This is a genomic window from Arthrobacter sp. FW306-1B-G06A (genome assembly GCF_058781765.1).
In genome coordinates this window covers 1-26,023 of record NZ_JBYSXB010000036.1, presented here as the reverse complement: position 1 = coordinate 26,023, position 26,023 = coordinate 1, and the positions used below count along the sequence as shown (strand labels likewise).

General features: G+C 64.8%; 28 protein-coding genes. 12 read left to right on the top strand and 16 right to left on the bottom strand.

What is annotated here, in order from left to right:
- Positions 1–13: 13 nt before the first annotated feature.
- Positions 14–1,060 (top strand): diacylglycerol/lipid kinase family protein, encoded by a 1,047-nt coding sequence (locus AC3WJM_RS17525; protein ID WP_059388918.1) that lies wholly within the window; start codon positions 14–16, stop codon positions 1,058–1,060.
- Between the two features lie 45 nt (positions 1,061–1,105).
- On the opposite strand, the gene AC3WJM_RS17520 is transcribed toward AC3WJM_RS17525, so the two are convergent.
- From AC3WJM_RS17520 to AC3WJM_RS17510, 3 genes are all read right to left on the bottom strand, one after another.
- Positions 1,106–1,324, bottom strand: coding sequence for a hypothetical protein (locus AC3WJM_RS17520; protein WP_078107002.1), 219 nt, complete (start codon positions 1,322–1,324; stop codon positions 1,106–1,108).
- 129 nt (positions 1,325–1,453) lie between these two features.
- Positions 1,454–2,401 carry a prephenate dehydratase gene (pheA, locus tag AC3WJM_RS17515; protein WP_306964385.1) on the bottom strand — a complete coding sequence of 316 codons (948 nt, stop codon included), beginning with the start codon at positions 2,399–2,401 and terminating at the stop codon, positions 1,454–1,456.
- A 31-nt stretch (positions 2,402–2,432) separates the two neighbouring features.
- Entirely contained in the window at positions 2,433–2,759 is a 327-nt protein-coding gene (locus AC3WJM_RS17510; protein ID WP_492272501.1) for a rhodanese-like domain-containing protein, read from the bottom strand.
- A gap of 83 nt (positions 2,760–2,842) precedes the next feature.
- Here AC3WJM_RS17510 and AC3WJM_RS17505 point away from each other — a divergent pair, with 83 nt between their 5' ends.
- From AC3WJM_RS17505 to AC3WJM_RS17495, 3 genes are read left to right on the top strand one after another with little or no spacing between them, the layout of a single operon-like run.
- A complete protein-coding gene (locus AC3WJM_RS17505; RefSeq protein WP_284990213.1) occupies positions 2,843–3,586 on the top strand; it encodes a Type 1 glutamine amidotransferase-like domain-containing protein in 744 nt (247 codons plus the stop codon).
- A complete protein-coding gene (locus tag AC3WJM_RS17500) occupies positions 3,579–5,036 on the top strand; it encodes an amidase (protein WP_492272500.1) in 1,458 nt (485 codons plus the stop codon). Before AC3WJM_RS17505 ends, AC3WJM_RS17500 begins: the two co-directional genes overlap by 8 nt.
- A 50-nt stretch (positions 5,037–5,086) precedes the next feature.
- Positions 5,087–6,565 (top strand): peptide MFS transporter, encoded by a 1,479-nt coding sequence (locus AC3WJM_RS17495; protein WP_492272512.1) that lies wholly within the window; start codon positions 5,087–5,089, stop codon positions 6,563–6,565.
- 80 nt (positions 6,566–6,645) lie between these two features.
- Here AC3WJM_RS17495 and AC3WJM_RS17490 read toward each other — a convergent pair whose 3' ends face one another.
- Complete coding sequence (locus AC3WJM_RS17490; RefSeq protein WP_307054125.1) at positions 6,646–7,242, bottom strand: DUF4190 domain-containing protein; 597 nt, start codon at positions 7,240–7,242, stop codon at positions 6,646–6,648.
- 208 nt (positions 7,243–7,450) lie between these two features.
- Between AC3WJM_RS17490 and pgm the strand changes: the two genes are divergently transcribed.
- On the top strand, positions 7,451–9,115 hold the full coding sequence (gene pgm, locus AC3WJM_RS17485; RefSeq protein WP_284990210.1) for a phosphoglucomutase (alpha-D-glucose-1,6-bisphosphate-dependent): 1,665 nt from the start codon (positions 7,451–7,453) through the stop codon (positions 9,113–9,115).
- A 6-nt stretch (positions 9,116–9,121) separates the two neighbouring features.
- On the opposite strand, the gene AC3WJM_RS17480 is transcribed toward pgm, so the two are convergent.
- Positions 9,122–9,622, bottom strand: coding sequence for a 2'-5' RNA ligase family protein (locus tag AC3WJM_RS17480; protein ID WP_059388912.1), 501 nt, complete (start codon positions 9,620–9,622; stop codon positions 9,122–9,124).
- Positions 9,623–9,790: 168 nt separating this feature from the next.
- Entirely contained in the window at positions 9,791–10,396 is a 606-nt protein-coding gene (locus tag AC3WJM_RS17475) for a malonic semialdehyde reductase (RefSeq protein WP_059388911.1), read from the bottom strand.
- A gap of 188 nt (positions 10,397–10,584) precedes the next feature.
- Between AC3WJM_RS17475 and AC3WJM_RS17470 the strand changes: the two genes are divergently transcribed.
- Positions 10,585–11,937, top strand: coding sequence for a uracil-xanthine permease family protein (locus AC3WJM_RS17470; RefSeq protein ID WP_492272499.1), 1,353 nt, complete (start codon positions 10,585–10,587; stop codon positions 11,935–11,937).
- A gap of 83 nt (positions 11,938–12,020) precedes the next feature.
- Here AC3WJM_RS17470 and AC3WJM_RS17465 read toward each other — a convergent pair whose 3' ends face one another.
- Both AC3WJM_RS17465 and AC3WJM_RS17460 read right to left on the bottom strand, forming a co-directional pair.
- Positions 12,021–12,485 (bottom strand): GatB/YqeY domain-containing protein, encoded by a 465-nt coding sequence (locus AC3WJM_RS17465; RefSeq protein ID WP_284990207.1) that lies wholly within the window; start codon positions 12,483–12,485, stop codon positions 12,021–12,023.
- A 187-nt stretch (positions 12,486–12,672) separates the two neighbouring features.
- Positions 12,673–13,815, bottom strand: coding sequence for a glycerate kinase (locus AC3WJM_RS17460; protein WP_492272498.1), 1,143 nt, complete (start codon positions 13,813–13,815; stop codon positions 12,673–12,675).
- 132 nt (positions 13,816–13,947) lie between these two features.
- Between AC3WJM_RS17460 and AC3WJM_RS17455 the strand changes: the two genes are divergently transcribed.
- Both AC3WJM_RS17455 and AC3WJM_RS17450 read left to right on the top strand, forming a co-directional pair.
- Positions 13,948–14,298: a YciI family protein gene (locus AC3WJM_RS17455; protein WP_492272497.1), complete on the top strand. Its 351-nt coding sequence runs from the start codon at positions 13,948–13,950 to the stop codon at positions 14,296–14,298.
- A 7-nt stretch (positions 14,299–14,305) separates the two neighbouring features.
- Positions 14,306–15,577, top strand: coding sequence for an RNA polymerase sigma factor (locus AC3WJM_RS17450; protein WP_492272496.1), 1,272 nt, complete (start codon positions 14,306–14,308; stop codon positions 15,575–15,577).
- Here the strand turns inward: AC3WJM_RS17450 and AC3WJM_RS17445 are convergent.
- The 4 genes from AC3WJM_RS17445 to hxlB all read right to left on the bottom strand — a co-directional run bounded on the left by AC3WJM_RS17445 (position 15,519) and on the right by hxlB (position 18,183).
- A complete protein-coding gene (locus AC3WJM_RS17445; RefSeq protein ID WP_492272495.1) occupies positions 15,519–16,304 on the bottom strand; it encodes a glycerophosphodiester phosphodiesterase family protein in 786 nt (261 codons plus the stop codon). The two genes, AC3WJM_RS17450 and AC3WJM_RS17445, sit on opposite strands and share 59 nt — an antisense overlap.
- A 38-nt stretch (positions 16,305–16,342) precedes the next feature.
- On the bottom strand, positions 16,343–16,591 hold the full coding sequence (locus tag AC3WJM_RS17440; RefSeq protein ID WP_284990232.1) for a hypothetical protein: 249 nt from the start codon (positions 16,589–16,591) through the stop codon (positions 16,343–16,345).
- A gap of 293 nt (positions 16,592–16,884) precedes the next feature.
- Positions 16,885–17,508 (bottom strand): 3-hexulose-6-phosphate synthase, encoded by a 624-nt coding sequence (hxlA, locus tag AC3WJM_RS17435; protein WP_059388908.1) that lies wholly within the window; start codon positions 17,506–17,508, stop codon positions 16,885–16,887.
- A gap of 54 nt (positions 17,509–17,562) precedes the next feature.
- Positions 17,563–18,183: a 6-phospho-3-hexuloisomerase gene (gene hxlB / locus AC3WJM_RS17430; protein ID WP_307054132.1), complete on the bottom strand. Its 621-nt coding sequence runs from the start codon at positions 18,181–18,183 to the stop codon at positions 17,563–17,565.
- A 139-nt stretch (positions 18,184–18,322) separates the two neighbouring features.
- Between hxlB and AC3WJM_RS17425 the strand changes: the two genes are divergently transcribed.
- A complete protein-coding gene (locus AC3WJM_RS17425) occupies positions 18,323–19,597 on the top strand; it encodes a helix-turn-helix transcriptional regulator (protein ID WP_492272494.1) in 1,275 nt (424 codons plus the stop codon).
- Positions 19,598–19,626: 29 nt separating this feature from the next.
- Here the strand turns inward: AC3WJM_RS17425 and AC3WJM_RS17420 are convergent, their stop codons facing one another.
- The 4 genes from AC3WJM_RS17420 to AC3WJM_RS17405 form a co-directional block, all read right to left on the bottom strand.
- Complete coding sequence (locus tag AC3WJM_RS17420; protein WP_307054134.1) at positions 19,627–20,436, bottom strand: HAD family hydrolase; 810 nt, start codon at positions 20,434–20,436, stop codon at positions 19,627–19,629.
- 48 nt (positions 20,437–20,484) lie between these two features.
- On the bottom strand, positions 20,485–21,009 hold the full coding sequence (locus tag AC3WJM_RS17415) for a YbhB/YbcL family Raf kinase inhibitor-like protein (RefSeq protein WP_492272493.1): 525 nt from the start codon (positions 21,007–21,009) through the stop codon (positions 20,485–20,487).
- Complete coding sequence (locus tag AC3WJM_RS17410; RefSeq protein ID WP_492272492.1) at positions 21,006–21,974, bottom strand: carbohydrate kinase family protein; 969 nt, start codon at positions 21,972–21,974, stop codon at positions 21,006–21,008. The genes AC3WJM_RS17415 and AC3WJM_RS17410 overlap by 4 nt, the downstream gene beginning before the upstream one ends.
- 69 nt (positions 21,975–22,043) lie before the next feature.
- Entirely contained in the window at positions 22,044–22,853 is an 810-nt protein-coding gene (locus AC3WJM_RS17405) for an alpha/beta hydrolase (protein WP_059388903.1), read from the bottom strand.
- A 182-nt stretch (positions 22,854–23,035) separates the two neighbouring features.
- Between AC3WJM_RS17405 and AC3WJM_RS17400 the strand changes: the two genes are divergently transcribed.
- The 3 genes from AC3WJM_RS17400 to AC3WJM_RS17390 are packed head-to-tail and all read left to right on the top strand — an operon-like array spanning position 23,036 to position 25,975.
- On the top strand, positions 23,036–23,311 hold the full coding sequence (locus AC3WJM_RS17400) for a hypothetical protein (RefSeq protein WP_148667558.1): 276 nt from the start codon (positions 23,036–23,038) through the stop codon (positions 23,309–23,311).
- 54 nt (positions 23,312–23,365) lie between these two features.
- On the top strand, positions 23,366–24,469 hold the full coding sequence (locus AC3WJM_RS17395) for a GTP pyrophosphokinase (protein ID WP_059388901.1): 1,104 nt from the start codon (positions 23,366–23,368) through the stop codon (positions 24,467–24,469).
- Positions 24,470–24,475: 6 nt separating this feature from the next.
- Positions 24,476–25,975: a SulP family inorganic anion transporter gene (locus tag AC3WJM_RS17390; protein WP_492272491.1), complete on the top strand. Its 1,500-nt coding sequence runs from the start codon at positions 24,476–24,478 to the stop codon at positions 25,973–25,975.
- The last annotated feature ends 48 nt before the right edge of the window (positions 25,976–26,023 follow it).

The following is a 26,023-nucleotide window of genomic DNA, read 5'->3' as shown; positions in this document are numbered from 1 at the left end:
GGGTTGAAGCACCATGAGCAACTGGATCCTGTACGTGATTCTGGCTGGGGGCGTGGTCTTCGCCGTCTCCAGTTGGTGGGGCGTGCGCCGGCTCAGGGCCAGGCATACCCGCAGCGCTGTGCATGAAGACGCACACAAGCCGGAAGCCGGCCTGCAAAGGGTGGCCGTGGTCCTTAACCCGGTCAAGGCGAAAGCCGAGGACGCGCGGAGGATCATCCGGGAAGCCTGCCATCTTGCGGGCTGGGACGAACCCCGTTTCTTCGAAACCACCGCAGACGATCCCGGCCATTCGCAAACCAAGGCGGCACTCGCGTATAAGCCCGACGTCATACTCGTCGGCGGCGGCGACGGCACCGTGCGCGTCGTGGCTGAGGCCCTCGCGCACACCAACGTCGCGATGGGCTTGATTCCCCTGGGAACCGGAAACCTGCTGGCACGCAACGTGAACCTGGATGTCAACGATCTGCGGGGCAGCGTCCACACAGCGCTCTTCGGCCACCAGCGCTACATCGACACCGCCCGAATGGCGATCCACAACGAGCTGACAGGCGCCTCTTCCGAGCATGCATTCCTGGTGATCGCCGGCATGGGACTCGATGCCGAGGTTGTGGGCGATACCAACGACGGGCTCAAGAAGGCAGTCGGCTGGCTGGCCTACACCGAGGCGGGCGTCCGCCACCTGCCCGGCCGGCGCAAAAAGGTCACCATTGCCATGGACGACGAGCCCGAGCAATCCCGGAAAATCCGAAGCGTCTTGTTCGCCAACTGCGGCCTGATTCCGGGCGGCATCGACTTCATCCCCGGTGCGATGATCGACGACGGCGTGCTGGACGTTGTGGTCATGAGCCCCCGTAGTGCCATCGGCTGGCTCGCGGTGTACGCCAAGATCCTGTTCAAGCACAACCGGAACCTGCCGGTCATGAATTACTACCGTTCGGGCAAAGTGGTCATCAGCAGCAGCGAACCGATGGCCACGCAACTTGACGGTGATCCCTCGGGCGAGGCCACGAAGGTCACCGTCAAGGTGGAGCCGCGTTCTCTCCTCGTGCGCGTCCAATAACCGGTACTCGTGCAACTACCGGTGCGCGCGCGACGGCGCAACGCGCTATTTGGCGTTCTTCGCCGCTTCCGTTGCTTTGTGTTCTGCCAAGGCTTTGGCGGCTGCGCGCGCTTCCGATTGCTCGCGAATCATCGCCTGTTCTTCCTCAAAGCGCAGCCGATCGGCCCGGTCGGCGTCGTCGCCGTCCCAGTCCTGGTTGTCCGCCTTGGGCTTGGGATTGACGATCATTCCCTGGCCGCTGGTGTCATTGCTATTTCCTGACATGGCCCGCTCCCTCCGTTAGGGGCATGCGTCCATCAATTGTGGATCAAGCAAGCATACGCACAGTTTTATCCACGCGATAGGGGTTGAAGAGTCAATTATCCAACGCTTTGCGAAGCGGATTCGGGCCGGTCAAGCGCCCGGTTCCCCACCCAAAATGGCCCGGACCCAGGCATGCGCGGATGCGAACGCGGCGTCGGAGGTATGCGGAGCCACGAAGGCTTTCTGCTCGTCCGCCCGCGCATAAGACCCCAGGAAGCGGGTGGCCGGGCTGATCCGGTGCAGGCCTGCCAAGGCGTCGGCTACCCGGGCGTCCGACGCGTGGCCGTCGGCGTCGATACTGAAGAAATAGTGACCCAGATACTGGCCTGTGGGCCGGGACTCGATACGGCTGAGGTTGACTCCGCGGGTGGCAAACTGGTCCAGGATTTCCATCAGGGCGCCCGGGCGGTCTTCGGGCAGGGGCACGACGACGGTGGTCTTGTCGGCACCCGTGCGCTCAGTCAGTGCGCCGGGACGGCTGACCAGGACGAAGCGCGTAACCGCGCCGGGGTTGTCTCCAATGTTCTCCGCAAGGATATTCAGTCCCGGCCGCTCGGCCGCGACAAGGGGTGCGCAGATGGCGGCGTCATAGTGCACATCACCCTCGAGAAGCCCGACGGCGGCCGCTGCCGTAGAGGATCCCGGCACATATTCCGCATTTGGGATATTTTCGTCGACCCACAGCCGGCACTGGGCCCAGGCATGGCCATGGGTGGAGACCCGGCGGATGTCCGAGATCTTCACGCCGGGCCGGGCAACCAGCACGAACGTGATGGGAACGAGGGCTTCGCGGATGATCCGCAGCTCGGTTCCGGTGGCAATAGCATCTAGGGTGGCGGTCACTCCACCTTCCACCGAGTTCTCGATCGGCACCATGGCCGCATCCGCCTCGCCTTGGCGAACCCTCTCCAAAGCCGTGTTCACATTGGTGCAAGGGACCCTGTTGGCATCGGCCGCTCCGGGGACCTGCAAGAGGGCAGCCTCGGTAAAGGTGCCTTCAGGACCGAGGAACGTGTAGGTGAGCACGGATCCCGACATGTATATATTCCTTAGGTGTTATGCGTTGGGGCTACAGGACGACCGGCTTGAGGCCGTTCTCAGATACCATCGGGCGGCCGGTCTCGAACCACATGTCCATGCCTCCGGCTATATTGGTGGCGGTGTAACCCTGCCCCACCAGCCACTGGACCGCCCGGTAGGACCGTCCGCCCGTACGGCAGATGACATACAAGTCATCGTCAGGATCAAGCTCGTCAAGGCGCGCCGGGATCTGGTCAAGCGGAATATGCAGCGCACCCTCGGCGTGGCCCGCTACCCATTCGTAATCCTCCCGGACATCCAGGATTATCGCGTCGGCCGGAACATGGCCGACAGGCACGGTCTCGAAATCGCTCACGTGGGTCCCTTCCAGTTGATTCAGATCTCCAATCCAGCCTACCGTTGCAGGGACCGAGACCGCTCAAGGCAAAAGGAGGCGCCATGGCTGCCGACGGGCCCACCATCCTGGCAACCTCCGGTGGCTATAAGTCCGGGCATCGCACCAGGATGGAGTTCGACCTCCTGGTTCACCACGCCGTCGAACTCTCCGGGGTCAGCGGACGCGCGCCGCGAGTGGCGCATATTGGGACGGCCTCCGGAGACCAGCGTTGGTTCGCCGCGGAATTGGACCAGGCCGCCCGGGTTTCGGGCTTCGATTTCAGCCACCTGAACCTTTTCACGATGCCCAACTACGGCGATCCCGAGGCCTACCTTTTGGAACAGGACGTGGTGTGGGTCAACGGTGGTTCCGTGGTCAATCTTCTGGCCGTATGGCGCGCCCACGGACTGGACAGCATCTTGAGGCGCGTCTGGGAACACGGTGTGGTGCTGGCAGGGGTGTCCGCGGGCTCGATTTGTTGGTTCCAGGGCGGCACTACGGATTCGTACGGCCCTGAATTGCGCGCTGTGACCAACGGACTGGACTTCCTCCCCTACGCCAACGGCGTCCATTATGACTCCGAGCCGGGCCGCCGCCCCCTGGTCCACCAGTTGGTGGCGGAGGGCGTGCTGGGCGAAACGCACTGCACCGACGACGGCGTCGGGCTCGTTTACAGGGGCACGGAACTTGTGGACGTGGTTGCCGAGGTCAGGGGCAAGGCTGCATATCGCGTCACCGCGACTTCCAGCGATCCGGCCGACAGCGTTGCCGTGGAAGAGCGCTTGGAGGCCCGCTTCCTTGGCTGACATCCACGAGCTCGGCGCGGCCGGGTTGCGCCAAGCCTTGGCCGCCGGCGAGCTCTCGGCAACCGAGGTGGCGGAGCACTTCCTCGCGAGGATTGGACAGCTGAACCATACGCTGGGCGCCTTCGTCACGGTGACGGCGGACCAGGCCATGCTCGACGCCGGGGCCGCGGACGCAGCCTACGTCCGCCGACGCAGCGGTGGCCCCGGGCTTCCCCTCCTGCACGGCGTGCCGCTGGCTTTCAAAGACCTCACGGATGTTGCCGGAGTAGTGACCACCCATGGCAGCGGTGCCCTGGACCGGAAGCCCGCCCCGGAGGACGGAGCCCTTGCCGCAACGCTCAAAGGCGCGGGTGCCATCTCGCTGGGCAAGACTCAGGTTCCGGAATTCGGACTTACGGCCTACAGCGAAAACCGCATCGCACCGCCGTCGCGCAATCCATATGCACTGAGCCGCAGCTCCGGCGGCTCTTCCGGAGGCAGTGCTGCCGCGGTTGCGGCGGGCTTGGTTCCCTTCGCGCCCGGGAGCGACGGCGGCGGCTCCATACGTATTCCCGCTGCGGCATGTGGACTCCTGGGGTTGAAGCCGGGCCGCGGCTTGGTGCCGGCCGGCGAGAGCGTCGGGGACGCGGCACGCCTGGTGGTGGCCGGTCCCTTGGCTCGCTCCGCGGAGGATGCCGCTCTCATGATGGATGCCCTGGTGCCACCCGGAATCCGTCCGGAAGGGGGCTACCTTGCGGGCCTCGAGGAGGCTCCCGGCGCATTGCGCATCGGCGCGAGCCTGGACAGCCCGTGGTCCACCACTTTCCCGTTCACCCCGGAGCGGGAAGCCCTTGATGCCTTCGCCAAAGGCATCGCACTGCTGACGGACGCGGGCCATTCAGTGCTGGATGCCGAGGTCCGTTATGACAATCGCTATCCGGAAGCGTTCACCACCGCCTGGACTGCCGGCGTTGGGAGCGCCCGGATCCTGCCGCAGCGCGAAGCCCTGCTGACCCCGCTGACCCGGACCTTCCGGCGAAGGGCGCAACAGCGGAGCGCAGCGAAGGTCAACGAGGCCATCGGCTTCCTGCGGCAGTTCACCCACGACACCATCGCCCAGTACGGGCAGTGGGACCTCGTCCTGACGCCGTCGCTGGCACAGACGCCACGGCCCGTGGGCTGGTTCACCGGCACAATGCCCGGAGGCGAGCAATGGCCGGCCCCCGACTGGCCAGGCGACGCGGACGACGACTACCGCAAGCAATGCGAGTTTGCGCCCTGGTCCTCCATGGTGAACGTGTGCGGCCTGCCGGCGATCACCGTACCCGTTCATTGGACCGGCCCGACGCCTGGAACGGGGCTTCCGATGGGCATCCAACTCATCGGAAAACCGGGATCCGAGCTGCTGCTCCTGCGGCTCGCGAGGCAGCTTGAGAGGCAGCAAAAAGTGGCGCCCCACCCCGGCAAATAGTTGCTCTAGGCATCTAAATGATGTGACAAATGCGCTCAGTCAATGTCACCATGGATCAGATGAGCACAACTCTAGACACGCGGACGCCCGCCAAAAACGCGGGCGATACGTCATTTTTCGGCCACCCAAAGATGCTGGCCAGCCTCTTCTCCGTAGAAATGTGGGAACGATTCTCCTTCTACGGCATGCAGGGCATCCTGCTTTACTACATGTACTTCACCGCGGACCATGGCGGACTCTCGATCGACAAATCGCTCGCCGCCGGACTGGTTGGCGCGTATGGCGGAGGCGTGTACCTCTCGACGATCCTGGGCGCCTGGTTGGCGGACCGGCTTTTCGGCTCCGAACGGGTACTTTTCGGTTCCGCCATCATGATCATGACCGGCCACATCGCACTTGCCCTCCTGCCCGGGATCCCGGGCCTGGTGGCGGGCCTCGTGCTGGTGGGTATCGGATCCGGCGGCCTCAAGGCGAACGCAACAGCGCTGGTCGGCACCCTCTATGGGGAGAAGGACGAACGCCGTGACGCCGGCTTCTCCATCTTCTACATGGGCATCAACCTCGGCGCCCTCATCGGACCGCTCGTGACCGGCTGGCTGCAGGAAAGCAACGGCTTCCACTGGGGCTTCGGCGCAGCCGCAATCGGCATGGCGATCGGCCTGGTCATCTACGCACTGGGCCGCAACAAGCTCCCGGAAGAAGCACACCGCGTTCCAAACGCCCTTCCGTCAGCACAGCGGAGCCGTTACGGGCTCATCTTCCTCAGCATCGCCGTCGTGATCGCCGTGCTGCTGATAACCGGCGTGGTGAATCCCGGCAACCTGGCCAAGAGCATGGCATACGCCGCCATTGTCGCCTCGGTCATCTATTTCACGCTGATCTTCAGAAGCAAGAAGGTCACGCCGTTTGAGCGCAAGCGTGTTGTCGCATTCATTCCGCTGTACATCGCGTCTGCAGCGTTCTGGGCACTCTTCCAGCAGCAGTTCACGTTCATTGCCGTGTACTCGGAGGAAAAACTGGACCGCAACCTCTTCGGATGGGAAATGCCGGCGGCCTGGGTACAGTCCATCAACCCTGTATTCATCATCGTCTTCGCAGGCGTCATGGCTGCCCTCTGGACAAAACTTGGTCCGAAGCAGCCGGGATCCCCCATCAAGTTCGCTGCCGGACTCTTCGTCATGGGACTGGCATTCCTGGCCTTCATCCCCTTGTCCGGCGCAGGAAAAACCCCGCTGCTTGCGCTCGTGGGAATCCTGTTCCTCTTCACCTTGGCGGAACTGTTCCTGTCCCCCATCGGCTTGTCCGTGAGCACCAAGCTGGCCCCCAAGGCCTTCCACACCCAGATGGTGGCCCTGTTCTTCCTCTCGGTGTCTCTCGGCACCGCGTTGGCGGGCATCCTGGCCGGCCTGTACAACCCTGACAACGAATTGCCGTACTTCCTGGGCGTCGGCGGCACGGCGGTTGTGATCGCTGCAGCCTTGGCGGCCGGCTCGCCCGCCATCAAGAAATTGATGGGCGGCGTGCGCTAGTCACGTAACCGAGCTGGACCGCGACGGGGGGGGGGGGGGGGGGGGTTTCCCGCCAGGCGCACCGCCCGCCGTCGTTGTAACTAGTAGTTGTAGTTGTAACGCGAAGCCGTAGCGGCAAAAATCGCGACAAAGACCCAGAAGATCGTCACGGCAACAATGCCCAGGTATCCCAGTACAAGGCCCGCGATGGCCATGCCCTTGCCGGCCGGTTCCTTCCTGAGGGCCATGTGGCCGAGGATCACCGCGGCAATCTGGGGCAGGACGAAGAAGCCAAGGCCCACGAAGACCGCGATCCCGCAGCACATGCTCGCAATGCTCAGGCCCTTCGGCTCGACCGGCATGCCGTAGTAGGCGGGCTGGCCATAGGGACTGGCCGGCTGCCCGTAGCCAGGCGGCCCTTGGGGAGGTTGTTGACCATACGGCGAAGCGGGCTGGCCGTAAGGGCTGGCCGGCTGCTGGCCATAGGGCGGCTGGACGTACTGAGCCGGACCACCCTGGGGCTGTTGCGGCTGCGGCTGGCCGTAGGGGCCGGAAGGGGCCGGCGAGGCAAACGGCTGCTCGCCGTACGGGATCTCACCGGCTTGCGGTGCAGGCGGAATGTACGACGGTGGCTCGTAGCCCTTGGGCGGTTCGTCACCCTCGGGAGCGTTCTCGGGTTTAGCTGGCTGGTCGGTCATGGAATATCCCCCTTGCGAGTCTTTGTGCCCAGCCTACCGCCGAGCGAAGGCGCACATAAGCTCGCAGAGCCCCGGCTCCGCAACGCCATGCCGCACTCGGGTAAACGGGCAGTGAATCTTCGTCGATCATGCGGAAATACGAAGTCACAGGCCCCGCAATAGTCGGTTTTCTCTTCTAGCGCACCGGGCGGTCTGGCATGCTGGGTCAATGGCTAGCCGTGCGGGCACTGTTGCCCTTCCCCAGGACCTTGTAGACATCACCGCTCTTCTTGACGCGTACTACGACGTGACGCCGGATCTTAGTGATCCCGCACAACGCGTTGCCTTCGGCACCTCCGGGCATCGGGGGTCGAGCCTCAAGGCCTCATTCAATGAAGGGCATATCCTCGCCATCACCCAGGCGATCGTGGAATACCGCGCCGGGCAAGGCATCACCGGCCCACTCTTCCTGGCCAAGGACACCCACGGGCTCAGCGAACCGGCGCAGAATTCCGCCCTTGAGGTCCTCGCCGCCAACGGTGTCAACGTACTGATCGACGCGCGCCACGGCTACACGCCCACCCCCGCCCTGAGCCACGCGATCCTGAAATACAACAACGAAGCCGGCCCCGGGCAGCCCCAGGCAGACGGCATCGTGGTCACCCCGAGCCACAACCCTCCGGCCGACGGCGGTTTCAAGTACAACCCACCGCACGGCGGCCCTGCAGACACCGACGCCACCGGCTGGATCGCCAACCGCGCCAACGAGCTCCTGGAAAACGGGCTGCGCGGCGTCAAGCGGATTCCGTTGAACGACGCCCTCAAAGCGGATGGCACGGGCAAGTTCGATTTCCTGAGCAGCTACGTGGACGATCTCCCTTCCGTCCTGGACCTCGATGCGATCCGCACCGCCGGCGTACGCATCGGCGCGGACCCCATGGGCGGCGCATCCGTGGACTACTGGGGTGAAATCGGCGAACGCCACCAGCTCGACCTGACCGTGGTCAACCCCACCGTGGACCCGCAGTGGGCTTTCATGACCCTCGACTGGGATGAGAAGATCCGCATGGACTGCTCCTCGCCGTCGGCCATGGCCTCACTCATCAAGCGCATGTCGGACAGTGCTTCGGCCGGAACGGGCGCCTTCGACGTTGCCACCGGAAACGACGCCGACGCCGACCGCCACGGCATCGTGACGCCCGACGGCGGCTTGATGAACCCGAACCACTACCTCGCCGTCGCGATCGACTACCTATACCGCAACCGCACAGGCTGGAACCCGGAGTCCGTCGTCGGCAAGACCCTTGTCTCCTCCTCCATCATCGATCGCGTTGCCGCGGGGCTGGGCCGCAAGCTCGTGGAAGTTCCCGTGGGCTTCAAGTGGTTCGTCCCCGGCCTGCTCTCGGGCGAGGGTGCCTTCGGCGGCGAAGAATCCGCGGGCGCCTCCTTCAACAAGCGCGACGGAAGCGTCTGGACCACCGACAAGGACGGCATCCTGTTGGCCCTCCTGGCATCGGAGATCACGGCCGTCACCGGCAAGTCGCCGTCGCAGCTCTACAAGGGCCTCACGGACCAGTTCGGCGCGCCCGTCTATGCCCGGATCGACGCCGCTGCGACGCGGGAGCAGAAGGCCAAGCTCGGCAAGCTCTCCGCCGCGGATGTCACAGCCACCACGCTGGCGGGCGAGGACATCACCGCCAAGTTGACCGAGGCTCCCGGCAACGGCGCCTCGATCGGCGGCCTCAAGGTTGTCACAGAGAACGCCTGGTTCGCGGCCCGTCCGTCGGGAACCGAGGACGTCTACAAGATCTACGCCGAGTCCTTCAAGGGAGCCGACCACCTCAAGCAGGTCCAAGAAGAGGCCAAGGCGCTCGTGGACGGCGTGATCTCCTAGACCTCGCTAGTTTGGCTCCGCCGGGAGGCGCCACACTTTCAGGATCCGCCGGATCGTGTGGTTGCCTTCCGGCGCCATGTCCACCAGTGCGATCTGATCGAGCACGACGGCGTCACCCGGCTTGGGGCGCTTGCCGTCGTGATGCGAAATGTGCGGACGGTAGTTCTCCATGACGTATCGCGGGGTCGCCGCGCGCCCGCCGACACTCTCCATGGCTTCGAACAGTTCCTCATGCAGACCCTGCAAAATGGGATGGTGTTCCACCAGGCTGACCGGGATGGACCCTTGGTGACCGAATCCGGCGTCGGGCCCCACCGTCAGTTCAGCCCCGAGGGCGCCCATCGCGGGGGCCGTCACAAGCTCGCTCAGGCGCGCGGCGACGTCGACACCATCGGAGGGCTCGACGTCGAACCTCAACAGGGTGATGTGCAGCGGCCAGTCACTGCGTGGGAAGACGAGCCCGTCAGCCACGGCTTCGACGAACGCCACGAGAATGAGGTTCCGCATAAGGAAATTTTGCCACCGCGACGCCCTCCCCCGGCGACGATCAATCCCAAAGGTGAGCGAGCGTCGCTCGAGGACAAACGCCCGCTCAGATATACCGCCTTAAGCGCGAACGCTCGCTCACAAGAGTGAGCGAGCGTCGGCGGAAAAGGCCCTAAAGGTGAGCGAGGGTTAGACGGTGCGGACGACGTCCTCGTACGCGAACTTCGGCTTGGCTTCACCAAAGGCGTCCGGACCCGGCTGGCCGATGTTGACCACGAGGAAGCTCTTCTGGTCACCGGCGGGGAAGAACTCGGCGTCGATGGCAGCGAAGTCGGCACCGGTCATGGGGCCGGCAGCGAAGCCGAGGGAGCGGACGGCGAGGATGAAGTAGCCGGCCTGCAGGTGGGCGTTGTTGTTGCCCGTAGTTGCGGTGAACTCGGGGTTGGCGTCGTACATGGCCTTCGGGGCAGAGTAGACCGGGAGGAACTTGTCCCACTGCTCGTGCCAGGCGGTGTCGTAGGAGAGCACGGCGACCAGCGGAGCAGAGGCGGTCTTTGCCTTGTTGCCCGGAGAGAGGGTCTCGACGAGCTTGGCGCGGGCCTCGTCCGAACGGACGTAGGTGACGCGCAGCGGCTGGGAGTTGAACGCTGTCGGGCCGAACTTGGTCAGTTCGTAGATGGCCTGTGCTTGCTCGTCCGAGACCTCACCGGCAAAGGAGTTGGCAGTGCGGGCTTCGGCAAAGATGGCGTCGACTGCTGCGGCGTCAATCACTGCTTCTTCGTGGGCGATCGTCATTCGCGTACCTTTCGCTGTGCCCGCAGCCATCGACGGCCGGGCGCTTATGCTTTCCATGGTTGCAACTTCAACTTCCCTCCGCCTCTTCCCGTGAAGCCACGTGACGTTCCACACAGCGGAATCGGCAGGCCGTACGGGCGGTAAGGTTGCACCCGAACAATCACAACTTTCAGGGAAGGCTCCCGCAGATGAGCATGCTCGGAACCAAATGGAAGCTGCACGGCAACGGCAAGACGATCCGGCCGGGACACGTGGTGGCACCCGAGGAGCGGCTGGCATGGCCGCTGACCATCGGCGTCGGCATGCAGCACGTCGTCGCGATGTTCGGAGCCACCTTCCTTGTGCCCATCATCACGGGCATGCCACCGGCCACCACACTGCTCTTTTCCGGCATCGGCACCCTGTTGTTCCTGGTCATCACCAAGGGGCGCGTACCGAGCTACCTCGGTTCGAGTTTTGCCTTCATTGCCCCCATCCTGGCGTCCCAGCAGCAGTTCGGCGTTCCCGGCGCGCTCGGCGGAGTGGTGCTTGCCGGCGTCGTACTGGCGCTCGTCGGCGCGGTGGTGCAGAAGTTCGGCGCTGAGTGGATCAACCGGACCATGCCACCTATTGTCACGGGCGCGATTGTCGCCCTGATCGGCCTCAACTTGGCGCCAGCCGCAAAAGCCAACTTCGATAAGGCCCCCGTCACCGCCCTCGTGACGCTGGTGACGATCATCCTCGTGAGCGTCCTCTTCCGCGGCATTCTGGGCCGCCTGAGCATCCTGGTGGGCGTGGTGGTGGGCTACCTCACCGCCATGACGCGCAGCGAAGTGGACTATTCCAAGATGGACGCGGCGTCGTGGATCGGCCTGCCGCACTTCCAAACTCCGGAGTTCCACCTCGGCGTCGTGGGCTTGTTCGTGCCGGTCGTCCTGGTGCTCGTGGCCGAGAACGTAGGGCACGTGAAGTCCGTGGCCGCGATGACGGGACGCAACCTCGACGACGTCTCCGGGCGAGCGTTGATGGCCGACGGCGTCGCGACCGTCCTCGCCGGCCTCGGCGGCGGCTCCGGCACCACCACCTACGCGGAGAACATCGGCGTCATGGCGGCGACGAAGGTCTATTCGACGGCGGCCTACTGGGTTGCCGGTGCCTTCGCCATCCTCTTGAGCTTCTCGCCCAAGTTCGGCGAACTCATTGCCACCGTCCCCCCCGGCGTGCTGGGCGGTGCCGCGACCATGCTCTACGGGATGATCGGCGTCCTGGGCGTGAAGATCTGGGTGCAGAACAAGGTCAACTTCTCCAACCCGATCAACCTGACCACAGCCGCCGTCGCACTGATTATCGGGATCGCGGACTATACGTGGACCATCGGCGAACTGAAGTTCACGGGCATCGCGCTGGGTTCGGCCGCTGCCCTGGCGGTCTACCACGGCATGAAGGGCCTGGCCCGTTGGCGCGGGACGGTTGCCGAGCCGGAGATGGAGACGGCGGGACTGCCGCCGGCGGCCAAAGCAGCGATGAACGCCGCGGCAAAGAGGAGTGGGAAGAAGCGGTAAGGGGCCGCCCAGCGCAATTCATGCATTCGGCGGGGAGGGCAACCCTCTCCGCCGAACACAGCTCTCTAGCCGAACACCGATAGCTATGAGAGGCGCCTACGCACAATATCGCTGACCGCCTTGCCGTCGAAGCGGCCGGCGACCTTTTCGGTGACCGGTTTCATGACATAGCCCATGTGCATCAGGGACAGCTCCACGCCTTCGGCCTTGAGTGAGGCGATGACCTCGTCAACGATGGACTCGACCTCGGCGGCGGTCAGTGGTTCCGGCAGGTAGGCCTCGATGACCTCGGCATCCGCAATCTCCGTGGCGGCCCGCTCGGACTCTCCGGCCTCCTCGTAGAGGCGGGCGACCTCGTGATATTGTGCGGCCTCTTTCTGCAACATGGCCGTGATCTGGGCGTCGTCCAGGTGGATCGGCGCCTGTCCGGCCTTCTCACGGGTATCGATCTCGCTCAGGACGTTGCGCGTGGCGTTCAGGGCTACGCGGTTGCCATCCTTCATATGGCTGACGACGTCTGCGTGCAGCCGCTCTTTCAAGGTGGACATGGTGTGCTCCTCGATTCGATGGTGCCGTGCTGGCCGGCTGCCAGCCCGGCAGGCGGTGACGGCGTCCCGGGCGGGGTCGTCGCATCGTGGATGCATGGCAGAAGTCAGAGCCATGCTTTGTAGGTTAATTATCTGCCCGGACGACGCCGAGTAACCCCGCTGGGCATGTCCCTGGGTGGACGGGAGCCTAGACCCCTTCCAGCACCTGGCTCGTGGCCCACGCGAGGTACTTGGCTGCGTTCGCCACGGCGTCGGCAACATCCGGCACGCCGTCCCGACGCTGTGCGACGTCGAGCAACTGCGCCGCGGCCACCACGCCGTGGCCGGCCAGTTCCTCCGGTGTCACCAGGATCCGGCCCGCCACCACAATCACCGGAATTCCATGCCCTTGGGCGGAATCCGCGAGAGCGATGGGTGCCTTGCCGGTCAGCGACTGCGAGTCCATGGATCCTTCGCCGGTGATCACCAGGTCAGAGCCGGCGAGCTGTTCGGGAAGCCCAGTCAGGCCCGCCACCAGGGCGAACCCGCCTTCCAACGTCGCTTGGGTGAAGACCAGGAACGACGCCGGGAATCCTCCAGCCGCTCCGGCCCCGGGAACGTTGACGTCGTGACCGCCCGCTTCCCGAAGCAGCGACGCCCAGTTGCGCAGGCCGGCGTCGAGCAGCTCCACCGCGTCCTCGTCCGCCCCCTTCTGCGGGCCGAAAACATGCGCGGCGCCGTCGCTGCCATAGAGCGGGTTCCGGACGTCGACGGCGATCCGGAACCTCACCGCGGTCAGCCGCGGATCCAGCCCGGAGACGTCGAGGGATACGACGTCGGCGAGCGAGCCTCCGCCGAGTGGAACCACGTTCCCGGCCGCGTCCAGGGGCTTCAGCCCGAGCGCACGCAAGGCGCCGCTGCCGCCGTCGGACATCGCGGAACCACCCACGCCGAGCACGATCTCGGTGGCTCCAGCGTCAAGGGCGGCGGCGATGAGCTGGCCGCAACCGTAGCTGTGGGCGCGCAGGGCGTTTTCCGGAGTCGGCTCCATGTGTGCCAGTCCAGAGGCTTGCGCCGTTTCGATCACTGCAGTGGCTCCGCCAAAGGCATTTTGCCGGATGGCCCACGCAGCGCCTACCGGCTTGAGGATGGGACCGACGACCGCATTGATCCGCTCTTCGTAGCCCGCCGCCACGGCTGCTTCCAGTGTTCCTTCGCCACCGTCGGCGATCGGAAACTGCGTCACCACGGCGTCCGGATAGACGCGCAATGCCCCCTCGGCCATCGCTGAGGCTGCTTCGGCGGCGGTGAGGGAGCCTTTGAACTTGTCCGGGGCAATCAGGATGCGCATGTTCCCATCCTGCCAGCGGGGCTAAGCTTTTCGCAGATTCGTGCGCGGAGATGTCGAAAACAGCCGGCGCCGTTCGTATAGAGGGTGAGACGCGGGCACGGTGCCGGCGCCACATCCCAAGGAGGAACAGTCATGCCACGTTATCTGCTCAGCATCTACCAGCCCGACGGCCCAGCCCCGGAGGCCGAAGTCCTCAACAAAATCATGGCCGATCTTGACGTCCTGAACCAGGAAATGCGCGACGCCGGCGCCTGGGTTTTCACGGGTGGCCTGCACCCCGCCAGTACCTCCACAGTGGTGCGTGTGAACGACGGCGAGGTTCTCACCACGGACGGCCCCTTCGCTGAGGCCAAGGAACACGTGGGCGGCCTGTGGGTGATCGAAGCCCCGGACCTGGACGTGGCACTTGGCTGGGGACGCAAAGCCGCCCAAGCCACCACGCTGCCTATCGAGGTCCGGCCGTTCGCGGGCTACCGGGAATAGTTTCCCCGTGGTCCATATTTCGGAGATCGCACGAATATTCCGTGAAGAGTATGGAAGATCCGTGGCGGTCCTGGTCCGCGTTCTGGGCAGCATCGACGCCGCCGAGGACGCGGTCCAGGACGCCTTCACCGAGGCCGTGGCGCGCTGGCCCGACGACGGCCTGCCGCCGAGCCCAGCCGGCTGGATCATCACCACCGCCCGCAACCGGGCCATCGACCGGTTCCGCCGCGAGGCCTCCGGTAGGGAGAAACTCGTCCAGGCCGCGATCCTGCACGGTCATGAACACAGCGATGAACCCGAAGAGGTGGATACCGTGGAGGACAACCAGCTCCGGCTGATCTTCACCTGTTGCCACCCCGCCATCAACCGGGCCGCGCAGGTGGCCCTGACCCTCAAGCTCCTGTGCGGGCTCACCACGGCGGAGATCGCCCACGCTTTCCTGGTCCCCGAGGCAACCATGGCCCAGCGCCTGGTGCGGGCGAAAGGGAAGATCCGCGACGCCCGCATCCCCTACCGGGTACCGAACGGCGCCGAGCTTCCTGAGCGCTTGAAGTCGGTGCTGGCCGTGGTCTACTTGGTCTTCAACGAGGGCTACGCTGCGAGTTCAGGGGCTGGGCTGGTGCGCGAACACCTCTGCCACGAGGCTGTTCGCCTCGGCCGGCTCATCATGGAACTCATGCCTGATGAGCCCGAAGCCAAAGGCCTGTTGGCCCTCATGCTTCTGCTCAATGCCCGCCGTGACGCCCGGACGACTCCCGACGGCGGCCTGGTGCTCCTCGCGGACCAGGACCGCAGCGTCTGGGACAAGGACCAAATTGCGGAAGGGCAATTATTGGTGCGGCAATGCCTGAAGCGGAACCAGCCCGGACCGTACCAATTGCAAGCCGCCATCAACGCGGTCCACAGCGACGCCGCACAGCCCGCAAGCACGGACTGGCGGCAGATCCTGGCATTGTACGGACAGCTCCTGGCCATGGAGCCGACGCCGGTGGTCGCCTTGAACAGGGCCGTTGCCCTCGCGGAGGTGGAGGGACCCGCCTCGGGTCTTGCCGCCGTCGACGTCCTTGAACTGGGCAACTACTATCTTTTCCACGCAGTGCGGGCGGATCTGCTCCGACGCCTGGGACGCAACAATGAAGCTGTCTCCGCCTACCGGGAAGCGCAGGAGCGCACGGACAACGACGCCGAGCGAGACTTCCTGGCGTCACGCATCCGGGCGCTCACCACCACTGCCCCCGGCCCTGCAGCACCGACTTCAGACCATCCGCACGGTCGGTGACGATCCCGTCCACGCCCATATCAAGCAACCTGGCCATCTCTGCGGGATCGTTGACGGTCCAGACGTGAACCTGCAGCCCAAGCCGGTGCGCCCTGCGCAGGAAACCGGGGGTCACAACGGCCAGGGGTCCGTAGCGGACCGGCACTTGGAGGGCATCGACGTCGTGCAGGATCTTCCGCAGCCAGCGCTCGGGAAGAAACGGTCCCAAGAGGGTGAAGGCGGCGTTGCAGGCGATGCCTGCCGAGGACGCCGTGCGACGGCGGAGCAGGCGCAGGACGGCCCGACGCCGGCGATCTGAGAAGCTCGCGATCAGCACCCGGTCATGGGCGTCGAGTTGTTCAATGACTCCAGCGAGGGGTTTGACGGTATGCCAATCCTTGACATCAATGTTCAGCCGCGCCTCGGGAAATTCCTTCAGGACATCTGCCAAGTGGGGAATTGCTTCGCGGCCACCGATCCAGGCCTTGGCGATCTCGGCGGCACTGAGACTGGAGATGGAGCCATGGGCATCCGTGACACGGTCAAGGGTGTCGTCGTGGAAAAGGAGCACCACGCCGTCGGCAGTGGCGCGGGCATCGGTTTCAAGATGCGTGAAGCCGAGCTCAAGCGCCGCCCTGAATGCCGCGGCCGAGTTCTCAAGGCCATCCGGCGAAAATCCGCGGTGCGCGAACGCAAGCGGAGCGGATTGTCCGTCCGGGCGGCTGAAGAAAGGCAAATTCGGGCTCACACGGGTAGCGTAACCCGGCTGCGCCTCCCGCGAGCCCGTCAGGATTCCTGCCGGACGATCTCCACGCCGTCGCCGCAGTGCACCAGCGTGCGGCCGCGGCCGCCGTCGAGGTTTACCCAGACCACGCTGTGGTCACTCGACACGGCGTCCACCTGGCCGGGGTTCTCAAACCCGGGCGCGAGCTTGACGCTCACGCGGTCTCCGCGGCGCAATTGCTTCCAATGTTCAGCCGGCACTGCGCGGCGAACGGGGGCCTCGGGCCACCCCGTCGTCTTTCTCTTGGCCATCATGTCCCCTGTGATCGGCATCGAATACGACAAGAGACTACGAGGAGTAGTTGAACGGCAGTTGGACTGAAGCTGTGTAATGGGTGAGCGGTCCCAACCAACTAGCAATTGTTGTCGTTTAGAGGCCTGAAAACGACGAAAATTGCGTGGGCCCACGCCGCCAGAGTTCCCTGGCCGTGGGGCCCCACTGGCGAGGGACCCTGCCTGAGCTTGCGAAGGCTGGGAGCCGGTGGGGACTTGCGAGGCGAGGGTGGCGGTGGGGACCAGTTGGGGCCGCCGGCTGGGAGGTGGGCCTAGATGATGGCGGCGCGCAGTTGCTTCGCGGCTAGTGCGGGGTCGTCGGCACCGTAGATGGAACCGCCGACGACGGCGACATCCGCTCCGGCGCGCTGGACGGCTCCGATCGTGGACAGGTTCACGCCACCGGCCACCGAGAACGGCACGCGGGCTTCCTCACCGGCGCTCAGGAGCACATCCAGGTTGTAGCCCGGCTTTGCCTGCTCGTCGAGGCCGGCGTGGAACTCGATGAACTTCGCACCGAGGGCCCTGGCTTCCTTGGCACGGGTTACTTTGTCCGCAACGCCGATCAGGTCAACCACGATGCCCTTGTTGTGGGCCTTGGCGGCCTTGACAGCACCCGCGATGGTGGAGTCGTCTGCGCCGCCAAGCACGGAGACCAAGTCTGCGCCCGCCTTGAATGCGATGTCGGCTTCAAGTTCACCGGCATCCATGGTCTTGAGGTCGGCAAACACGACCTTGTCCGGGTGGGCATCCTTGATGGCCGTCACCGCGGACAGGCCTTCGCTTTTCACGAGGGGGGTGCCGAGCTCGATGATGTCCACGTATTCGGCGACCTTGCCGGCGATCTCGAGGGCGGCTTCGGTGGTGAGGACGTCGATAGCGACTTGCAGCTTCATGGAGGGATCTCTTTCTGTCGTTTGTTGTGGTGTTGGTGCGGTGAAAATCAGGGGCTATTCGAGGTTGGCGTGGCGGAGCCAGAGTTCCTCGGCCGGGGTTGCATCGTTGTCCCACAGGGCCTGGAAGACGGCTTCGGCAGCGAGGAAGAGCACCTGCTCGAACAGGCTGCCGGAGTATTGACGCGACAGCGCGGAACCGTGGTCTGTCTTCTGCGCCGCCGGAATGATGACGACGACGTCGGCCAGTTCCGCGAGCGGGGACGCGGCATTGGTGGTGTACACGGCGATCCTGGCGCCGGCTTTGGAGGCAGTCTCGGCGGCGCGCACGACGCCGGAGGTCGTCCCGGAGCCCGAGGCGAGCAAGAGGAGGTCGCCCGAGCGGATGGCCGGTGTGGTGGTGTCCCCCGCGATGTGCACGTCAAAGCCGAGGTGCATCAGCCGCATCGCAGCCATCCGCAGGACGAGGCCGCTGCGGCCGGCTCCTGCAACGAAGATCCGGCCGGTGGCCGAGTTCCCGGCAGTCTGGACTTCCGTGGCCAGGCTGGACAATTGCCGAAGGTCCACTTCAGCTGCCGTTTCCGCGATCTCGCTGCCCACGAGGGCCAGGCTTAGCTCGACATCCGGGCTTGGGTCGACGTCCGATACGGCCTGGACGGCCTCTGCGGTGGTGGTCATACGTTGCCTCCTGCTCAGGTGAATGCTCCGTTTGAATCAATCCTTCAGGACTGAACGGGTAGGCGTAACGCTGAACAAGGGCGGTATTAGCTACCCGTTTGGGTAGTAGGCGGACGGCGCGAAGCGCTAAAGTGGCGGGATGACCTCAAGCCGATGGACCCTTCTCGAGGCAGTCGCTGAACTGGCCAACGCACCGCTCACGAACATCGCCGAGAGGCTCCGTGAAGCGACGCTTCCGTACGTAGGCAGCAGCGCGCTGGTGATCTTCACCGAAGATTGCACCGGCCGCCCCCAGAAGAAAGCCGGGACAGAGGGCATCATCAGCCGCGTCTCCATTCCCGAGTTGGATCAACTGCGGGCCCGGGTCACGGAAGGCGAGGTGTGGCACGGGGAAGCGGCCATCGCCGGCGAGCAACGGCCTGTTCTTGCATTGACGTCCGAGAGCAATGCGCTGCTGACCCTCACTGAGCCGGCCCTGCCCGAAGAACCGTTGGAGCGCGAGTCGGCCCTGCGGATGCTTGACTACCTATGGCAGCTCACAGCGCGGCGCATCCAGGAGAAGGTGGCGGACGCGCCGCCGTCGTACCTTTTGGAATCCCGCGCGGCGTCAGCCGAGCGGCTCCGCGTCACGGCCGAACTCGTGGACAGGCATTCGACCACCCTGGAGACACTTTTGGCGGCGTTGCGATCGAGCGCCCTGGACGATGCCACTGCCAGAAAAACCGTCACCGACCTGGCCGCTACCTCGCTGGTCAGTCTCCGGACGCTCAGCGACCGCACGACAGACCTCGTCGAAGAGCCGGTGGCCAAGGCGTTCGAACGGCTGCGGGAAGACCTGCGGCCGCTCATGCACTTCAGCGGGCTCGACATCCAGTTCATCGAGCCACCGGTCAACGGCCGTGCCTTGCCCGGCGAAGTTGCCCACGCCTCCAGGGCGATCGTGCGGGGACTGGTGCTGGCCATCGTGGAGCAGCCAGCGGTCAGGCGTGTGCGGGTGCAGTGGGACTGCGACGGCGTGAACCTCCTCATCAACGTGCGCGACGACGGCCTAGGCGAACTGACGTCGGATTCGCCCAACATTGCCCGGCTCAACAACAGGGTGGCAGCGCTGGACGGCCGAATGAACATCGAGGTCATGGCCGGCTGGGGAGCCGACGTGCAGGTGGTCCTGCCGCTGGACCCTCCATCAGCCCCGGCGGGCGATATCGGCGGATGGGGCCTGGCCGAGCGAGAAATGGAAGTTCTTCAACTGTTGGCGGCCGGGCAGCGCAACCGGGCCATCTCCGCCAAGCTGCACATCAGCGAAAACACCGTTAAATTCCATGTCAGGAATATCTTCAGGAAACTCGGCGTGGGTTCACGAACAGAGGCGATTGCCTTGGCGCACAGCCACGGACTGCGGGCGCCGAACTAGCCGTGCACGGCGGTCCGGTGCGGGGCCGACTAAACCCGCAGGGAAGCGAGCTTTGCCTCGAGGATCTGGGCCACGCCGTCGTCGTCGAAATGGGGCGCCTGCTGGCCGGCTGCGCTGATCGCCTCCGGATGGCCGCTGGCCATCGCGTACCCGTCGCCCGCCCAGCGCAGCATCTCGACGTCGTTGGGCATGTCACCGAATGCCACCACCTCGGCGGCCTCGATGCCTCGGGATGCCGCATATACGGCGAGTGTGACGGCTTTGTTGATACCGGGCGCCGACATTTCCAGGAGTGCGGTCCGCGGCGCCGAGTGGGTGGTCTCCACGAGATGCGCGACGGCGGGCTGCACCCTTGCGAGGAAATCATCCGGAGTGCCGCTGCGCGTTACGGCAAGGAACTTCACGACGGCGTCGTCCGCGGTCAGCGTTTCGTCCAGCCACGCGGGCGTGAACTCGGCCAGGAGCTCGCTGGTCTCGTTCTCGATGAACCCGGGCTCCAGGTGGAATCCCGTGAGTGTTTCGGCAGCGAACAAGGCGTCGGGCCGGAGCTGCTTGATGATCCGGCGGGCCTCCAGTACAGAGGCGATGCTCAAGGCATTGGCCGAAATCAGCTTGTCAGCTTCAAGGTCCCACACCACTGCCCCGTTGGAGCAAATAACGATGCCGCTATGGCCGATCTGTTCGCGGAGGGGGTAGAGCCAGCGCGGTGGCCGACCCGTCACGAACACCACCTCGATGCCCGCGTCGCGGCAGGCATGGAATGCGCGGATGGTGCGGCTGCTGATCTTGCCGTCATGCCCAAGGATGGTGCCGTCAATGTCACTTGCTACGAGCCGCATTATGTCAGTCTACGTGGGCGGCGGTCGCCATCGACTTAGACCCTGGGGCTAGCTCCGCTCGAAATGGCCCGTGATGACGGCCCGAGCCAGCGTGTGAGAAGCCAGTGTGCGGACGAGCGCTTCCGTGGAGGCACCGGCATCGAGCCCCAGTTCAGCGACGTCGACCGCGTGCACGGCCACGATGTACCGGTGCGGACCGTGCCCAGGCGGCGGCGCGGCACCCAGGTAACCGGGGAACCCGGCGTCGTTCTTGAGTTGAACCGCTCCGGCCGGCAAGTGCGCACCACCCGGAACGCCGGCACCGGCAGGCAACGAGTTCGTAGTGGCGGGGATGTTGACCACTGCCCAGTGCCAGTAGCCGCCCGCCCTCGGAGCATCGGGGTCGAAGACGGTGACGACGTAACCCTTGGTGCCCTCAGGGGCTCCGCTCCAGCCCAGTTGCGGGGATTCGTCCTTGCCGCCGGTCACGCCGAAGCGCTTGCTGGTCTGGGCCGGGCTGAGAGCGTCGCCGTCCTTCAGCGAGCCGCTGGTGACATCGAACGATGGGACTTGTGGAAGGTCGGCGTAGCTCATGGCTGCCTCTCGACGCTTGCGCCGGCTTCCGGGAGGCCCAAGGCGTTGAGTTCGGCACGCGTCGGCGGATTCGCGCCCGGCCGGGAGACCGTGATTGCCGCTGCGCGCGCGGCATGGCTGAGGAGTCCTTCGAGCACTTCGGCGGGCATGGCGTGCAGTTCGTCGCGGTTTTGGGCCCCTGCCAGCCCGTGGTCAACGATCCCGGAGAGCAGTGCGGCCATGAAGGAATCGCCCGCACCCACGGTATCCGCCACCTCTACCTTTGGGGCGTCCACCTGGGCCTCGCCCGCGGCTGTGACACCCCAGGGTCCGTCCGCGCCTCGCGTGACCACCACGACGGCGGGCCCCCCGCTGCCGCCGAGGCCCAGCCAGCGCCGGGCCGATTCCAAGACATCGACGCCCGGATAGAGCCACTCAAGGTCCTCGTCGGATGCCTTGACCACGTCGGCAAGCGCCACGAAACGCTCCACCTGGGCCCGCGCAAATTCTCGATCCTTGATGATGCTGGGCCGGCAGTTCGGATCGAAGCTAACAGTCACATTCGGATGGGCATGCTCGACGGCGGCAAGGACATCCGCTGCGCCCGGCTCCAACATCGTGGCAATCGAGCCGGTATGCAGGAGCGAGGTCCCCTGAAGCATGAACGGCAAGCGCGCGGCGAGGCCGGGAAGCTCCCAGGCGAGGTCGAAGGTGTAGCTTGCAGCGCCGTCGTCGTCGATCAAGGCGGTGGCCACGCTGGTAGGGCTCTCGTCCGGCGGCAGCGGAACCATGACGGAACTGGAGCGCAAGTGGGCTGCGATCGAGTCGCCGTAAGCATCCTTGCCGAAGCGGCCGATGAACTGGACAGCGTGGTCCAGCCTGGCCAGGCCCACGGCAACGTTGAGCGGACTTCCGCCCACGTGGGCATCGATTCCCGAGGAACGCTGGACGACATCAACCAGCGCTTCACCTATGACTGTCAGCATGGGACAACTCTGCCATGCGGATGTGGTGTGCGTCTCTCGATGACAGCCGGTGACTTTGCCGGCAAACCGTCACGCGAGCAGCCGCTGCACCAACTCCCGGCACTTCTTGTACGCAACCGCCCTTGGATCGATCAGGTCGAAATGGTCGCCGGGCACCTTGAGGAACTGGGCCGCTCCCCCGGAAGCGGTGGCTGCGGCAACATAAGCCTCGGACTGGCTGCACGGGACATCCTCGTCCGATGCAGCATGGACCGCGAAGACCGGTACGGGGATGGGCAGCGACCTCATGGGGTCCGCATAGATATGCCGTTTGGGGTATCTTACCGAGTCGCCACCCATGAGGTTGTCGACGGCGCCGTTGCTCAGGTTGAGCCGCTCGGCGTCGGCAAGGTTCAGCAGGCCAGACTGGCTCACGACGCCGGTGAGCCGCACTGCCGCACCGTTGTCATGCCGATGGAGCTGGCGGTCGGCGTCCGGGGCGCCGATTTTGGAGAGTTTTTCCCGCCCGGCCGCCCAAACCGCGAGATGGCCGCCTGCGGAGTGTCCCAGTGCCACCACTTTGTTCAGATTAAGTTCATGTTTGCCGGCAATCTCGCCCAAGTGGTCGATCCCATCGAGGACATCTTCGAACGTATGCGGCCAGCCGCCACCGTTTCCGGCCCTCCGGTATTCAAGGTTCCAGGCGGCAATTCCATGTGCAGCGAGATCCCGGGCAATCGGCTCACCGAGCTCGGCGCCGTATTGGGAGCGCCAATAGCCTCCGTGGATCACCACCACCACTCCATCGGGTTTGTTGCGGTGTGGTTGTAGCGAATCGGGTACGAACAGCTCGCCCCATTGGCTGGAGTGCTGGCCGTAGTAGTACTTGTGCCGCTTCATCGTGTCCTCCTTTGTGCCGAGCCTATCGCGGAGGAGCGCCGCGGAGCGGGAACGATGGCCTGAGGATCCACGCGGAGCCTTCCTGTAGCCACTGCCCGAGCGTACCCTCAGGGGTGAAGCGCTACCCTCGCTTCACTCCTGCGTTTTTGCGGGAAATGCTTCTTTACCCGGAGGTGATTTCAATGATCCGTCGTATCTCCGCGTCGGTTCTTGTGGCTTTGACCTTGAGCGTGCTGGCTGTGGCTGCGCCGGCTTCGGCGGCAAACCCGCCTGGAACTGGAAAGCCTAACCAGTCCTGCCAATCCCTCGAACCGAACACACCCGGCAATGCCGCCAACAGCCCAGGATCGCCATTTAACGAGCCGGGCATCAACAGCATCAACGGCGGAGTGGGTGGACAGAACTACTCCCCCACCTCCCAATACGATGTTGCATGCTTCCAGGTGGCGCACCGGTAGCGCCAGAGGGCCCGGCTCAGCTCCACTGTCGGCCCTCCCCCGTAAGCTGGAGCCATGGCTAGCAATTGGGACAGCTTGGATCCTCAGCTGCGCGAATCAGTACAGGCGAACGTGGAGCTTTACGAGCGCGTCCGGCCTGCCCTGAAACTTGTCACCCGCGATGTCCTGTTGACCTTGCGGGACATGCTCAAGAACAGCGAGTCCGTGCCCCTCTTCGTCACGGGACGCACCAAGACGGTCGAATCTTTCCGGGAGAAGATTTCCCGCACCGAGGTGCCCCTGGAGGGGGGTCCGCGGGTGCTGAAGTTCCCGGATCCCTTCCGGACCTTGAACGACATGGTGGGACTGCGCGTCATCACCAAGCTCCCGGCCGAGAACGCCGCGGTTGCGAACTTGATCAAGCGCCAGCGTCAGCTTTTCGATTGCCGCGGAGACCTGGAGAAGGACATCGGCTCCATCGAGTCCGGCACCTACGGATATTCCAGCCGCCACCTCATCCTCCGCACCATCCAAAACGAGTCCGTGAAGGCCTACCAACAGGTCTTCAATCCGGACATTCCGCCCAATGGCAGCTACTTCTTCGAATGCCAGATACGTACGGTTTTTGCACATGCCTGGAGCGAGATCGAACACGACATCCGCTTCAAGGCCGAGGATCCGCGCGCTTGGACACCGCATTTCGACCGCCAGTTCACTGCCACAGCGGCAATGCTGGAAACCGTGGAAAGCGCCTTCGCCGACCTCCACGAACGCTACGAGGAAGTCCGCGGCTACTGGGATCTCGACGGCGAAGGCTCCATGCCCCTCACGCCCAACCGGGTGCGTGACGTCTGGCGGACGCTGCTTCCCCACGTTGACCGTAAAGTTGATGACGACTGGGGTTGGGCTGCGGAGCTTCTCGCGGCCCACGGACTGAACAAGACCGTGGAACTCGCCGGTCTCCTCAGCGCCAACCGGATCACCGAGGTCCGCAAAGCCCTGGATCACCGTTACTCCCCTGGACCGGACCGCCTCCTGGATGACCTCCTGCTCTGGCAGTACGGCACTGAACACATCGACCTCACCGCCGAGGCGCCCGACGTCGTCCCCCACCCCCGGCGGGACAGCCTCCAGCGGCGTCTCAAGCAGATCGAGCGGTACCGCCTGACCAACAGCTAAGGACCCATGACACCCGAGCAGCTCCAGTCCCTCCGTTTCACACTGCGTTCGCCCCGCAGGCTCAAGACGGAAGCATTGGCCGGGTTGGTGGTGGCGCTTGCGCTCATTCCGGAGGCCATTGCGTTCTCCGTGATCGCCGGCGTGGATCCGCGCATCGGCCTCTTCGCGTCCTTCACGATGGGGGTCACCACGGCGATCGTGGGTGGCCGGCCGGCTATGATCTCGGCAGCCACCGGCGCCGTCGCCCTCGTGATCGCCCCCGTCATGAAGGATCACGGGCTGAACTACCTGATTGCCACGGTTATCCTGGCCGGGGTCTTCCAAATCGTCCTGGCGGTCCTGGGGGTCACGCGGCTCATGCGCTTCATTCCGCGCTCGGTGATGATCGGATTCGTGAATGCCTTGGCCATTCTGGTGTTCATGGCGCAGCTGCCTGAGCTCATCGGCGTCCCCTGGATGGTGTACCCGATTGTGGCCGTCGGGCTGCTGATAGTGTTCGGGCTGCCCAGAATAACGACAGCGGTGCCCGCGCCTTTGGTGGCCGTCGTCGCCCTCACGATCGTCACGACGCTGGCCGGCATCCGCGTCCCCACGGTGCACGACAAGGGCGAACTTCCCAATAGCCTTCCCGGTTTCTTTCTGCCCAACGTGCCTTTGACCTGGGAAACCTTCCAGACCATTGCCCCGTTCGCTTTGTCCATGGCGCTGGTGGGCCTCCTGGAGTCCCTCTTGACGGCCAAGCTCGTGGATGACATCACGGATACCCGCTCCAACAAGGCCCGGGTGTCCTGGGGCCAAGGCATCGCCAACATCGTCACCGGATTCCTGGGTGGCTTGGGCGGCTGCGCCGTGATTGGGCAGACCATGATCAACGTTAAGGGTTCGGGCGCCCGCAGCCGGCTCTCGACCTTCCTGGCCGGAGGGTTCCTGTTGGTCCTCGTGGTGGCGCTCGGGGACGTGGTGGGCATGATTCCCATGGCCGCTTTGGTGGCTGTGATGATCTTCGTTTCCCTCATCACCTTTGACTGGCATTCGATCCGGCCGGCGACCCTCACGCGACTCCCGAAGTCCGAGACCGGCGTCATGCTCGTGACGGTGGCCGTGGTGGTGGCGACGCACAACCTGGCTATCGGGGTGGGAGCCGGTGTCCTCACGGCCATGGTGCTGTTTGCCCGCCGAGTGGCCCATTTCGCCACGGTGGAGCGGAGTGAACTCGAGCTCAACGGCCGGACCGTAGCGAGCTACACGGTGGATGGCGAGTTGTTCTTCGCTTCCTCCAACGATCTCTACACGCAGTTCGACTATGCGAAGGATTCCTCGGAGGGAATCGACCACGTGGTCATCGATCTTCACGCCTCGCACATCTGGGACGCTTCCACCGTTGCCGTATTGGATTCCGTGACCGAGAAATACCGCAGGCACGGCCGCGAGGTGGAGCTGGTTGGCCTCAACGCGGCGAGCGTCCGGATGCGCGAACGGCTTGCAGGCAAGCTCAACGCAGGCTAACGTCCCCCGGCCCACCCAACGTACATGCCCCCAACTGATCCCCACCGC